This window comes from Allokutzneria oryzae (assembly GCF_042429765.1).
Classification (GTDB): domain Bacteria; phylum Actinomycetota; class Actinomycetes; order Mycobacteriales; family Pseudonocardiaceae; genus Allokutzneria; species Allokutzneria oryzae.
In genome coordinates this window covers 151,507-164,108 of the sequence record NZ_JBHLZU010000020.1, presented here as the reverse complement: position 1 = coordinate 164,108, position 12,602 = coordinate 151,507, and the positions used below count along the sequence as shown (strand labels likewise).

Genomic DNA, 12,602 nt, shown 5'->3' with positions numbered 1-12,602 from the left:
TCCACAGTGGACTCCGGGCCTCGGTGTCACGCGCCCCGTCTCAGTTGCCGTCGGCGCGGTGGATCGCGGTCGGGGTGATCACGTAGAGCGAGCCGTCCGGGGCGGCCTCGACGGCGCGGGTGCGGCCGAGGCTGGTGTAGAGCTTGCCCCCGGAGCCGTTGGTGTCGAGCTTGTACGTGCCGCCCTTGAGCGAAGCCATGTACAGGCTGCCCTTGAAGTACTCCAGGCCGCTCGGGGTGCCGGAGGAGGTGGGCCAGGTCTTCACGGGGTTGGTCATGCCCGAGGTGGAGCAGCTGCCCTCACAGGTGGGCCAGCCGTAGTTCTTCCCGGCATCGACGCGGTTGAGCTCGTCGACCTTGTTGGCGCCGATGTCACTGACGTAGAGCTGGCTGCCGACCCAGGCCAGCCCCTGGACGTTGCGGAAACCCTTGGCGTAGACCACGGAGCCCGGCTTCGGGTTGCCGGACGCGGGCTTGCCGTCCTTGGTCATCCGCAGCACCTTGCCGCCGAGGGAGTTGTCGTTCTGCGCGTTGCCACCGACCTGGCCGTCGCCGGTTCCCGCGTAGAGGTTGCCGTCCGGGCCGAACTCCAGCCGCCCGCCGTGGTGGTAGCTGGCGCCCCTGGGGATGCCGGTGACGATCGGCTGCGGCGTCTGCCCGAGCTTGAGCTTGGCGATCCGGTTGTCGTTGGTCGTGGTGTAGTAGACGAACACGGTCTGGTCGGAGGCGTAGTCCGGGGAGACCGCGATGCCGAGCAGCCCGCCCTCGGTGGGCGTGGAGACCCCGGGGACGGTCTGGACGTCGCTGACCTTGCCCGTCTTGTCCAGCTTGCGGATCTTCGCGGTGTTCTTCTCGGTGAACAGCGCGCTGCCGTCGGGGAGGAAGTCCAGCGCCCACACCTGCTGCAGCCCGCCGACGATCTGGTTGATCGCCCTCGGCCCGACGTCGGCGGAGGCCTGTCCGGCCGCCAGTGTGCCCAGTGCCGCCAACGCCGCCACCGAGCCCATGACCGCGCCGCGACGCGCCCGATTCCCCTGGTTCATTGCCTCTCCTCGCTAGCCGGACCGACCGTGCGGATAGACGACGGATGGATTCATATGCATAAACCCCAATGCGAACCCACGGAACCAGGGAAGCGCTTTCAGGATACCGCCGTCAAGAGGTAAAGGTACTTTCCGAAACGTTCTCCCGGGGTCTGGCGATCTTCTCCGTTCACCCCTATGTTTGTGACGACCACCACGGGAAGACGAGCGACGGGAGTGGCAGTGGAGAGCACCGAACGCCCTGAGTGGGTCGTGCCCGACTTCGCAGAGTACGACACTCCGATGGAGGTCACCGCGTACGCGGCGCGCAGCTGAGCGCGTCCGACGCGGTGCTCGTAGGCGCCGTGCGTGGTGGTCTGAACTGGCGGCGGTCCGGCCACCACGCACGGTTTTCTTTGCGAGGAGGTGCTCGGTGCACGGCACGCCGTTGACCGAGGAAGAATTCGTAACCGCATTACGCGGATTGGCTCCGCGCTACTGGGGCGCTCATTCATTTCATCACCGGTTGCACGCCGGCGAACTGAGCCGTGATGAGTTGAGGATGTGGGCGGCCAACCGCTGGTACTACCAGTGCGTGCTGCCGCAGAAAGACGCGGCCATCATTTCCAACTGCCCGCTGCCCGAGGTCAGGCGGCTCTGGGTGGAGCGGATCGTCTACCACGACGGCGCCGCCGAGGGGGAGGGCGGCGCCGAGAAGTGGCTGCGGCTGTGCGAGGCGGTCGGGCTGACCCGCGCCGAGGTGCTCGACCAGCGGCACGTGCTGCCCGGTGTGCGCTTCGCCGTGGACGCCTACGTCGACTTCGCCAGGCGCAAGCCGTGGGTCGAGGCGGTCGCGTCCGGGCTGACCGAGATGTTCTCCGGCCACCTGATGCGCCAACGGGTCACCGACATGCTGGCCAACTACGACTGGATCGACCGCGCGGACCTGGCGTACTTCACGACCAGGATCGAGGCGGTCTCCGGCGAGGGCAAGCAGACGCTGGACCTGGTGGTGGCGCAATGCGTGACCCGCGAGCAGCAGGACCGCGCGATCGCGGCGCTGTCGTTCAAGTGCGATGTGCTGTGGAGCATCCTCGACGCGCTCGAACTCGCCGGGGCACAACGTGATCAGCGCTGAGCAGCGGCCACGGCTGAGGCGCGGTGTGCGGCTGAGCTTCGACCGGGTGCGGCAGGCCCACGTTCTGCTGTTCCCCGAAGGTGTCGTGATGCCCAACGCGACCGCCGCGGCGGTGCTCGAACTGTGCGACGGCAAGCGCACGGTCGCCGAGATCGTGGCCGCCTTGTCCGAGAGCTACCGGGGCGTGCGCACCGAGGACGTGCGAAACGTGTTGGGGCGCTTCATGGAACGGCACGTCGTGGAGGTTGCCGGTGCCTGAGACAGCGGCCCCGCTCGGCCTGCTCGCCGAGCTCACGCATCGCTGCCCGCTGCACTGCCCGTACTGCTCGAACCCGCTCGAACTCGTCGCACGGCAACGGGAGATGAGCACCGAGCAGTGGTGTTCGGTGCTGGACCAGGCGCGGGAGCTCGGCGTGCTCCAGGTGCACCTGTCCGGCGGGGAACCGTTGGCGCGCAACGACCTTCCCGAGATCGTCAGCCACGCTCGCGGGCTTGGCTTCTACGTCAACCTCGTGACCTCCGGCGTCGGCCTGACCAAGCCCCGTCTCGCCGACCTCGTCGAGCGCGGCATCGACCACGTGCAGCTCTCGCTGCAAGGCGCCTCGGAGACCAGCAACAACGCCATCGCGGGCGCGCGGGTGTTCCAGCACAAGCTCTCCGCGGCCGAGGCGATCGGCGAGCTGGAGGTGCCGCTGACGGTGAACGCCGTGCTGCACCGCCGCAACCACGGCGAGATCGCCGAGCTCATCGCGATGGCGGAGCGGCTCGGCGCGGACCGGCTGGAGCTCGCCAACACCCAGTACTACGGCTGGGCGTTGCGGAACCGGGAGGCGCTGATGCCCACCCGGGAGCAGCTCGACGCGGCGGAGCCGATCGTGCGCGAGGCCACCGAACGCCTCGCCGGGAAGATGCGGATCGTCTACGTGGTGGCCGACTACGCCGACGCCCATCCGAAGCCGTGCATGCACGGCTGGGGCGCGCGCCAGCTCACGGTCGCGCCGGACGGCACGGTGCTGCCCTGCCCCGCGGCGACCGCGATCACCACCCTCGACCTGTCCACGGTGGTGGACACCCCGCTCGCCGAGATCTGGTACTCGTCCTCGTCCTTCAACGCCTTCCGGGGCACGGACTGGATGAGCGAGCCCTGCCGGAGCTGCCCGCGCAAGGAGACCGACTTCGGCGGCTGCCGCTGCCAGGCGTTCCTGCTGACCGGCGACGCGACGGCGACCGACCCGGTCTGCTCGCTGTCGCCGAACCGCGGGCTGGTCGACGAGGTCCTCGCCGAACGACCCGTCGTCGACGTCGAGCTGTCGATGCGTGCCCCTGGGAGCCTCCGATGAGGGTGACGTTGCTCGGGACCGCCGCCGGTGGTGGCTTCCCGCAGTGGAACTGCGCGTGCCGCAGGTGCGACTCGTGCCGCGCGGGTGCGACCGGAGTGCGACCGCGCACGCAGGACTGCCTCGCGGTGAGCCCCACCGGTCGCGGCTGGTTCCTCGTCAACGCCTCGCCGGACATCCGAGCGCAGATCGTCTCCTGCCCCGATCTCGCGCCCGGCCCGGGGCCGCGAGAGACGCCGCTGTGCGGGGTCCTGCTCACCGACGCGGAGCTCGACCACTCGCTCGGGCTCGTGATGCTGCGCGAAGGCGGCGGACTGCGCGTGTGGGCACCGTCAGCGGTCGCGCACGCGCTGGAACACGACTTCGGCGTGCGCACGGTCGTCGCGCACTACCGGCAGTGGGACTGGGAGGCGGTCGAGCCGCACGAGGAGTTCGAGCTCGTCGAGCCCGGTGGCGAGCGGCTGCTGGTGACCGCGATCCCGGTGAGCGGCAAGCGCCCGCGCTACGCGGCGGAGTCCGCCGCCGAGGGCCCTTGGGTGTTCGCCTACCGCATCAGCGACCCGGCGACCGGCGGAACGCTGCTGTACGCGCCGTGCCTCGCCGCCTGGCCGGAGGGCTTCGACGAGCTCGTCGCCGACGTGGACTGCGTGCTCCTGGACGGCACGTTCTACTCGGCGGACGAGATGCCGGGAGCGACCGGCAGCACGGTCGCTGGTGGTGAGCAGAAATCCATGGGGCACATCCCGATCGCAGGCCGGGACGGCAGCCTGGAGCTGCTGCGCGCCCATCCCGGGGTGCGGCGGATCTACACGCACCTCAACAACACCAACCCGGTGCTGGACAGCCGGTCGCCGGAGCACGCGCGGCTGACGGCGGCGGGCGTCGAGGTCGCTCCGGACGGGACCACGTTCGAGCTCTGACCCCGACCAGTGATCGAGATCACCCCGGTGGCACGGCGGTGGAGCGTTCGACGCCGACCGAAGAGCGCGGTGGGACGGCCCGCGAGAACGGCTCACGATCCGTGGTCGGCGAGCACGAACGAGTGCACTAGCAAGATCATCAAGGGACCGGCGACTGCTACGTGCAGTGACGCCGAACAGCGGCGCTGACCAGCGAAGAAGGGGTTCTGCTATGGTCCTGCACGATCTTGGTCTGCGCGTTCGGACCGGTGTCGCGTTGGTGCCCCCGGACGGATTCGAACCGACACCTGTGACCCTTTTAAGGGGCCTGCCTCTACCGATTGGGCTACGGGGGCAGCGGGCAGCCTAAGCGGTGGACCCCGCTTTGTGGGAGCGGTACGTGACAAGTCGCCCATGAGGCCCAATTTCTGTAACGCGCCCGAAGGGCCATCCGGAGGCCCGGCACATCGGGCAACCGGAAGATCAGCGACCGCTCCTGGCCGTCCTCAGCTCGGCGAACCTCGTCGCCACCCACTCGTGCACCGCCTCGGACACGTCGGGACTGCCCGCCCGGTGCTCGAACCAGCGCCAGTCGCAGCTGACGTTGACCTCCAGGAAGACGTGCTCCGATCCCGTGACCAACAGGTCGAACGCGGCGACCTGGACCTTCCAGTGCCTGGCGAGCGCGCGCAGCCGCTGGGCGAGCGCGTCGGGGATCTCCGCCCGCGTCACGGTCACCGCGTCCGGGTCCACCCACAGCTGCGCCGGGTCGAGCTTGTCCACCCGGTAGGCGATCAGCTTCTCCCCCACCACGAAGACCCGGAGCTCGCCCTCGGCGGAGACGTACTGCTGCACGATCACCGGAGCGGACTCGGGCACGTCGCCCGCCCTGCTGGTGTCCAGCGGGCGCGGGAACAGCCCGTGCAGCGCCCCTGGCCGGGGTTCGAGCAGGTGGTGCCCCGCCGTCTTGACGATGCACTGGCCGCCGCCGGGCCGGGTGCGACCGGGCTGGGTGGTCACGGCGGTGCGCGGCACGCGCAGGCCGAACGCCTGGGCGTCGGCGAGCTGGGTGAGCCGGTCGAGGTGGCAGGTCGCCCTTGTCGGGTTGACGTGCTCCCAGTCGGTGCGGCCGGAGAGCCAGTTGGCGACCGAGCGCCACTGGTCCACCGAGTACGACCCGTTGATCGTGCGCGGGTCCACCGGCACCGCCGTGAGGTCGAAGTGCCTGCGCCACACCAGCATCGGCCGCAGCAGCCGCTGGTCGAGCTCGATCAGCGGGGCGTCGGTGTAGACGGTCAGCGCGAGGTTGAGGCAGCGGTCGGCGTCGATGCGGGCCATCCGGATACCGCGCTCGGCGAGCGCGAGGGACAGCTCGTTCATCTCCATGTCCGCGGCCCTGGCGAGCACCAGGACGCACGGGACCGGGTCACCGTCGTCGTCGACCAGGCCCATCTCGTGCACCCGCTCCTGGAAGTCCAGGCAGGTGCTCGGCGAGCGGTAGTAGTAGTCCTGGCCCTGCAGCAACAGCGGGGCGGGACGGGGGGACGTCGTCGCGGGGGGCGGTTCGGCGACCGGCGCGCTCCCGGCGGCCGGCTGGTGGGGTGGGAACAGGGCGCCCTCCTGCTCCCACCCGACACTCGACATCTCTAGTCGTCCTTCTTACGGAAGACCTTCCGCGCCTTGGCGTACTCCGAGGCGTAGTCGGCGAGCGCGCTGTCTTGGGCCCTGCCCTGGCGGACCAGGGCGGCCAACTCCTTGATCGACATAGCGGTCACCTCTTCTCCGGTGTGATGCCTCACACGTTCAGGTGATGCACCTCGCGTAGTCTCGGTTTCAACCTAACGCAATGTCAAGGCAACCTTAAATTACCGTCCACTCTCCGGGCTGTCGATGCGAGCCGTCCGGAGCAACCCGGCGGCGGATGCCGTACCGGGGCGTCGCGAGCACTGTAGTCAGCTCCTAGCAGCGCGAACAAAATCCGCCTTGGGATCGTTGATCTGTCCAAGAGACACCACTTCGCGGCGGAAGACCAGTGCCAGGGTCCAGTCCATAACAATTCGGAACTTGCGGTTGAACGTGGGCATCCGGCTCATGTGGTAGGTCCGGTGGATGAACCACGCGGGGAAACCCTTGACCCGCACGCCGAACAGCTCCGCGACACCGCGGTAGAGCCCGAGGCTGGCGACCGACCCGACGTGCTTGTGCCGGTACGGCTGCGGCTGGCGGCCGCGCAGCACCGCGACGATGTTGTCGGCCATCTGCCGCGCCTGGCGGACGGCGTGCTGCGCGGACGGGCTGCACGTCGCCTGCGGGTCCTGCTCGGTCTTGGCGAGGTCCGGCACGGCGGCGCAGTCCCCAGCCGACCACGCGTCGCGCAGTCCCTCGATCTGGGTGGTGGAGGTGCAGCGGACCCGGCCGCGGGCATCCCGGGGCAGGTCGGTGTTCTCCAGCACCGGGTTGGCCTTCACACCGGCGGTCCAGATGATCGTCTCCGAGTCGAACTCGGTGCCGTCGTCGAGCACGACGTGCCCGTCGACCATGCTCTTCACCCGGGTGTCCAGGTAGACCTGGATGCCCCGCTCCGCGAGCCGCTCGACGGTGTAGACGCCCATCCTCGGGCTCACCTCGGGCATGACCCTGCCGGTCGCCTCGACCAGCACCCAGCGCATGTCCTCGGGCTTGATGTTCTCGTGGTAGCGGGTCGCGTAGCGCGACATGTCCTCCAGCTCGGCGAGCGCCTCGATCCCCGCGTACCCGCCGCCGATGACCACGAAGGTCAGCAGCTTGCGGCGCAGCTCGGGGTCGATGGTGGTCGCGGCGAGGTCCATCCGCGAGAGCACGTGGTTGCGGAGCAGGATCGCCTCGCCGACGGTCTTGAAGCCGATGCCCCGCTCGGCCAGCCCGGGAATCGGCAGCGTGCGGGCGACCGAGCCCAGCGCGGAGACCAGCACGTCGTAGCCGAGCTCCTCGACGTGGCCGTCCGGCAGCTCGACGGTGGCGACCTTGTCGGCGTGGCTGATCCGGGTGACGCGGCCGGTGAGCACGTGGCAGCGCTTGAGCACCTTGCGCAGCGGGACGACCACGTGGCGCGGCTCGATGGAACCGGCGGCCGCCTCGGGGAGGAAGGGCTGGTACGTCATGTGCGGCTGGGGGTCGACCACGGTGACGGAGGCTTCCCCGGCTTTCAGCTTGGACTGCAGCCGCAGCGCGGTGTACATGCCGACGTAACCGCCGCCGACGACCAGAATGCGAGTGGGTTGAGACCTCACAGCAGCCATACACGAATGGTCGCACCCGACAACTCCCACCGCCGGACAAACCGCACGTGTTCTGCGCCGCAAGCGAGGGCAAAACCGCAGGTCGCGCCGCAAAAGTGGTCAGGGGCACACCCCGAACGGCCGCAGAGTTCTGAATCGGTCCACCCACAGTCGCGGAACCACTCCCGAATGCGTGACAACGCGACCACTCCGAGTCACCGGTCCCGGCCGAGTCCTGCCGCCTCCTTCGCCGCCCGCAGCACGTCCTCGACCATCGCGGGCGTGAGCCTTCCGGACATCGTGTTGCGCTGGCTGACGTGGTAGCAGCCGAACAGGGTCAGGGGTGAGCCGTCGTCGGTGGCGGGGAGCTCGACGCGCACACCATGGCCGAACTTCGGGCGGGGCACCGGCACCCGCCAGGAGGAGGCAGCCAGGACGGGCATGAGCGCCTGCCAGCCGAACGCGCCGAGCACCACCACCGCGCGCAGGGTCGGCCGCAGGAGGCGCAGCTCCGCGGCGAGCCACTGGCGGCAGTTGTCGCGCTCCTGGGGCGTCGGCTTGTTCTCCGGCGGGGCACACCGGACCGGCGCGGTGATCCGGGTGCCGATCAGGTGGAGGCGGTCGTCGCGGAGCCCGTCGGGATGTGTCGCTTCGGCCTGAGACGAAAGGCCGACCGCGTGCATAGCGGCGTAGAGGACCTCCCCGGAACGATCACCGGTGAACATCCGGCCCGTGCGGTTCGCGCCGTGCGCGGCCGGGGCGAGGCCGACGATGCCCAGGGCGGCGTCGGCCGGGCCGAAGCCGGGAACAGGGCGGCCCCAGTACGGCTGGTCGCGGAAGGCTGCTCGTTTGACGACGGCGACCTCCTCCCGCCAGGCCACCAGGCGAGGGCAGGCGCGGCAGGAGACCACAGCCCGGTCAAGCGCTTCCAGGTCCACACCGACCAGGGTGCCCCAGGTAACGGATGAGCAAAGCAGTTGCTGACCTCAACTAATCATCACCGGCGCGCGGATAAGGTTCGGCTCATGCCAGCGAAAGACGCCAAGGAGCCGAAGGGCACCAGCGACAAGGAGCTCGACGCCGAGAACGGCACTCGGCAGGACGAGCCCGTCGACGACCTGGTGACCACACGGCACGCCCTGACCATCAAGCGCCGCAAGCTGAACTACACCGCGACCGCGGGCCGGATCGTGCTCCGCAAGGAGGTGCACACCGACGGCGCCTTCAACGGGCACATGCCCAAGGCGGAGGTCTTCTTCACCTCCTACACCGTGGACGGCGGCTCGACGGACCGCCCGGTGACCTTCGCGTTCAACGGCGGTCCCGGTTCCTCCAGCGTCTGGCTGCACATGGGTGTGCTCGGCCCCAAGCGCGTCCTCAGCGGCGACGCGGGCGAGCTGACCCCGCCGCCCTACGGCATCACCGACAACACCGAGACCCTGCTGGCGCACAGCGACCTCGTGTTCATCGACCCGGTGTCCACCGGCTACTCGCGCGCGACGACCGGGGAGAAGCCGGGCGAGCACCACGGCTACACCGGCGACCTGGAGACCGTCGCCGAGGTGATCCGGCTGTGGACCTCGCGCAACGGCAGGTGGATGTCGCCGAAGTTCCTCGCGGGCGAGTCCTACGGCACCCTGCGCGCCGCCGGGCTCGCGGAGTACCTCCAGCAGCGGTTCGGCATGTACCTCAACGGCGTCATGCTGATCTCCAGCGTGCTGGACATGGGCTCGATCCGGTTCACTCCCGGCAACGACCTGCCGTACGCGCTGTTCCTGCCCACCTACGCGGCGATCGCGCACTACCACGGTCTGCACGGTGATCGGCCCCTCGCGGACCTGCTCGCCGAGGCCGAGGACTACGCCGCGCGCGACTACCCGTGGGCGCTGGCACGCGGTTCGCGGCTGACCGCGGAGGAGCGCGCCGAGGCCGTCTCCAAGGTCGCCTCGCTGACAGGCCTGTCCACCGACTACGTGGACCGCGTCGACCTGCGCATCGAGCACGTCCGCTTCTACACGGAGCTGCTGCGTTCGCGGGGTCTCGTCGTCGGCAGGCTCGACGGCCGCTTCACCGGGTGGGAGCGCGACGGCGGCACGGAGCAGTACGCGAGCGACCCGTCGATGTCGGCGATCATGGGCCCGTACTCCGCCGCGCTGAACCACTACGTCCGCGCCGACCTCGGCTACTCCAGCGACCTGCCGTACGAGATCATCACCTCGCGGGTGCACCCCTGGTCGTACAAGGAGTTCGAGAACCGCCACGTGAGCGTCGTGGCGAAGCTCTCCGAGGCGATGCGCGCCAACCCGCACCTCAAGGTGCACGTGGCGTCGGGCTACCACGACGGCGCGACGCCGTACTTCGCGTCGGAGCACGTGCTGGCACAGCTGCAGATCCCGGCGGAGCTCCGGGACAACATCGAGGTCAAGTACTACGAGGCCGGACACATGATGTACGTCCACGAGCCCTCGCGGATCCAGCAGTCGGCCGACCTGGCCGCCTTCGTCAAAGCCGCCTCCAACCGCTGACTTCTCGCCATTCGCGGGCTTATGGACGCTTTTGCGCGCTCCAGCACGTCCATAAGCCCGCGAATGGCCGTCAGGAGGCGGTGAGGGAGAGGGCGATGCCGTCGAGGATGTCGTGCTCGCTGGCGATCAGTTCGGTGATGCCCGCGCGCTTGGCGAACTCGTCGGCGAGGGACTGGAGCACGAGCGCGCCGCCGTTGATCACGTCGACCCGGCCGGGGTGCATCGGGCCGAGCGCGGCGCGGTCGTCGTGCGACATCGCCAGCAGGCGGTCGGACGTCTCGCGCACGGTGTCCAGCGACATGCGGTAGAGGTGCACGCGGTCGGAGTCGTACTCCGGCAGGTCCTGCGCCACGGCGGCGAGCGTGGTGATCGTGCCCGCGACGCCGACCCAAGTACGGGCCGCGCGCACGTCCACGGCGTCGAAAGCCTCGGCGAGGATCTCGGCGATCACGCGCTCCGCCTCCGTGCGCTGTTCGGCGGTCGGCGGGTCGTCGTGCAGGCACCGCTCGGTGATCCGGACGCAGCCCACGTCGACCGAGCGGGCCGCGGTGATCTCCGCGCGGACCCCGTCCCAGGTGCCGACGACGACCTCGGTGGAGCCGCCTCCGATGTCGGTCACCACGAACGGTCCGTCCTCGGGTTCGAGGTCGCCGACCGCTCCGGTGAAGGACAGCCGGGCCTCCTCGTCCCCGCTGATCACTTCGGCCTCCGCGCCGAGGGTGGCGCGCACCATGCCGAAGAAGTCCTCGCGGTTGCCCGCGTCGCGGGTCGCCGAGGTCGCCGTCATCCTGACCCGCTCGGCGCCCTTGCGGCGCAGCACGGCGGTGTAGTCGGCCAGGGCCGCCCTGGTGCGCTCGATCGCCTCGGGCGCGAGCTGCCCCGTCGCGTCAACGCCCTGGCCCAGCCGGACGATCCGCATCTCCCGGTGCACGTCGCGCAGCCAGCGGCTGCCGTCCTCGCGCACGGTCACATCCGCGACGAGCAGCCGGATCGAGTTGGTTCCACAGTCGATTGCGGCGACCCGTGGCATGCCAGACCTCCTACGGTGGGCGGATTCCCGCCCCAACCGTAGTGGCTGTGCCTAACGCGGCGTCGTGGTCTGCGCGGGCCCCGGGTTCGACTTGGACGTCGGCGGCTTGGGAGTGACGCACGGGTTCGGGCTCGGCGTCGTCGTGCTCGTGGGTGGCGTCGTTGTCGTCGTGGTGGTCGTCGTGCTCGTCGGCGTTGTCGTCGTCGGGCACTGCGGTGTTGTCGTCGTCGGCTTCGTCGTCGTGGTGGTCGGCGACTTCGACGTGGTTGTCGTGGTGGTGGTGGTTGTCGTCGTCGTGGTGGTCGTGCTCGTCGGCTGCTGAGGCGTCGGACCCGGCGGTGGGGTGTTGGGGTCCGGCACCGGAGCGGGCGGCGGCGGGACCGGGTACGGCGGCGGAGCGCCCTGCGCCAGCACGTCCGGCGGAATCGGGTTGGTGGGCAACGGGTTCACGCCGGTCGCGTACGCGGCGGCCCACAACAGGACGTTCTGCACGTAGGCGTTGGAGTGGTTGTAGCGGAACACCGCCTGCACCAGCTGTGCTGGGTCGAGCAAGTTCAGGCCGCCCGAGCAGAGGTACTTGCCGGTGGCCAGCGCCGCGTCGTAGATGTTGTGCGGGTTGGCGACGCCGTCGTTGTCGCCGTCCGCCGCGTAGGCCGCCCAGGTGCTGGGGATGAACTGCATCGGGCCGACCGCGCGGTCCCAGGTGGAGTCGCCGTCGAGCCGTCCGCCGTCGGTGTCCCTGATCGCCGCCATGCCGGGACCGCCGTTGAGGACGGGGCCGAGGATGCGGCTGGTCGTGTTGCCGCGCAGGTCGATGGAGGAGCGCCCGTGGTTGGACTCGATGCGCCCGATGCCCGCGATGACCGACCAGTGCAGCCCGCAGCCGGGCATGGTGCTCTGGAGGACGCGGTCGGCGCGCATGTACGCGTCGAGCGCGGTGCCGGGGATGCCGAGGGCACCGCCGTCCGGCAACTGGGCGAAGGGGTCGTCACCGAGCTGGCCGGGATCGCGGAGCGCGGCCAGCAGTGCGGGGCTGATCGAGTCGTTCTCCGACAACCGTCCGCCCGCGCCGAGGTCACCGGGGTAGCCGCGCAGCCTGGCGAGCAGGTCGCCGAGCGCGTACCCGCCGTCATCGGCTCCGGTTCCGGAGGTGCCGGGAAGAGTGGTGAGGCCGACCACGCCCGCCACGGCGGGCGGCACGACGAGTACCGCTGTCGCCGCCGCCGCGGCCGCCATTCTCCGCGCTTTCGACTTCATCGCGCGTCTGCGTCGCGCGATGCGCAGCGCTGCCCGGCCGAGCGGTGCGTTGGAGGCTGCCACCAACACCCTCTCCTCAAGGTTCGTCGCGTTCCGAGCCCGTCCGGCCGGCGGACACCGGACTTACCCGCGGGCCCA

The 12,602-nt window shown here is 69.9% G+C and carries 12 protein-coding genes and 1 tRNA gene; 6 read left to right on the top strand and 7 right to left on the bottom strand.

Going from position 1 to position 12,602, the window contains the following annotated elements; genetic code table 11:
- Positions 1-40: 40 nt before the first annotated feature.
- Positions 41-1,042 carry a PQQ-dependent sugar dehydrogenase gene (locus tag ACFFQA_RS25165; protein WP_377857012.1) on the bottom strand — a complete coding sequence of 334 codons (1,002 nt, stop codon included), beginning with the start codon at positions 1,040-1,042 and terminating at the stop codon, positions 41-43.
- Between the two features lie 177 nt (positions 1,043-1,219).
- Between ACFFQA_RS25165 and pqqA the strand changes: the two genes are divergently transcribed.
- From pqqA to pqqB, 5 genes are all read left to right on the top strand, one after another.
- Complete coding sequence (pqqA, locus tag ACFFQA_RS25160) at positions 1,220-1,357, top strand: pyrroloquinoline quinone precursor peptide PqqA (protein WP_377857009.1); 138 nt, start codon at positions 1,220-1,222, stop codon at positions 1,355-1,357.
- 97 nt (positions 1,358-1,454) lie between these two features.
- A complete protein-coding gene (pqqC, locus tag ACFFQA_RS25155) occupies positions 1,455-2,159 on the top strand; it encodes a pyrroloquinoline-quinone synthase PqqC (protein ID WP_377857006.1) in 705 nt (234 codons plus the stop codon).
- Positions 2,146-2,418: a pyrroloquinoline quinone biosynthesis peptide chaperone PqqD gene (pqqD, locus tag ACFFQA_RS25150; RefSeq protein WP_377857004.1), complete on the top strand. Its 273-nt coding sequence runs from the start codon at positions 2,146-2,148 to the stop codon at positions 2,416-2,418. Before pqqC ends, pqqD begins: the two co-directional genes overlap by 14 nt.
- Complete coding sequence (gene pqqE, locus ACFFQA_RS25145) at positions 2,411-3,499, top strand: pyrroloquinoline quinone biosynthesis protein PqqE (RefSeq protein WP_377857001.1); 1,089 nt, start codon at positions 2,411-2,413, stop codon at positions 3,497-3,499. The genes pqqD and pqqE overlap by 8 nt, the downstream gene beginning before the upstream one ends.
- Positions 3,496-4,416, top strand: a complete 921-nt coding sequence (pqqB, locus tag ACFFQA_RS25140; RefSeq protein WP_377856998.1) for a pyrroloquinoline quinone biosynthesis protein PqqB — start codon at positions 3,496-3,498, stop codon at positions 4,414-4,416. The genes pqqE and pqqB overlap by 4 nt, the downstream gene beginning before the upstream one ends.
- Before the next feature lie 257 nt (positions 4,417-4,673).
- Here pqqB and ACFFQA_RS25135 read toward each other — a convergent pair.
- From ACFFQA_RS25135 to ACFFQA_RS25120, 4 genes are all read right to left on the bottom strand, one after another.
- Positions 4,674-4,751 (bottom strand) — tRNA-Leu (locus tag ACFFQA_RS25135).
- Between the two features lie 127 nt (positions 4,752-4,878).
- Entirely contained in the window at positions 4,879-6,039 is a 1,161-nt protein-coding gene (locus tag ACFFQA_RS25130) for an ATP-grasp domain-containing protein (RefSeq protein ID WP_377856995.1), read from the bottom strand.
- A gap of 308 nt (positions 6,040-6,347) precedes the next feature.
- Positions 6,348-7,673 carry an NAD(P)/FAD-dependent oxidoreductase gene (locus ACFFQA_RS25125; protein ID WP_377856992.1) on the bottom strand — a complete coding sequence of 442 codons (1,326 nt, stop codon included), beginning with the start codon at positions 7,671-7,673 and terminating at the stop codon, positions 6,348-6,350.
- Between the two features lie 194 nt (positions 7,674-7,867).
- Positions 7,868-8,590, bottom strand: coding sequence for a uracil-DNA glycosylase (locus tag ACFFQA_RS25120; protein WP_377856989.1), 723 nt, complete (start codon positions 8,588-8,590; stop codon positions 7,868-7,870).
- An 87-nt stretch (positions 8,591-8,677) separates the two neighbouring features.
- On the opposite strand from ACFFQA_RS25120, the gene ACFFQA_RS25115 reads away from it, so the two are divergent.
- Positions 8,678-10,177, top strand: coding sequence for a S10 family peptidase (locus tag ACFFQA_RS25115; protein ID WP_377856986.1), 1,500 nt, complete (start codon positions 8,678-8,680; stop codon positions 10,175-10,177).
- A gap of 70 nt (positions 10,178-10,247) precedes the next feature.
- Here ACFFQA_RS25115 and ACFFQA_RS25110 read toward each other — a convergent pair whose 3' ends face one another.
- Together ACFFQA_RS25110 and ACFFQA_RS25105 are read right to left on the bottom strand one after the other, a co-directional pair.
- Positions 10,248-11,207, bottom strand: a complete 960-nt coding sequence (locus tag ACFFQA_RS25110) for a Ppx/GppA phosphatase family protein (protein ID WP_377856984.1) — start codon at positions 11,205-11,207, stop codon at positions 10,248-10,250.
- Between the two features lie 51 nt (positions 11,208-11,258).
- Positions 11,259-12,527, bottom strand: coding sequence for a lytic transglycosylase domain-containing protein (locus tag ACFFQA_RS25105; protein ID WP_377856983.1), 1,269 nt, complete (start codon positions 12,525-12,527; stop codon positions 11,259-11,261).
- Positions 12,528-12,602: the final 75 nt, after the last annotated feature.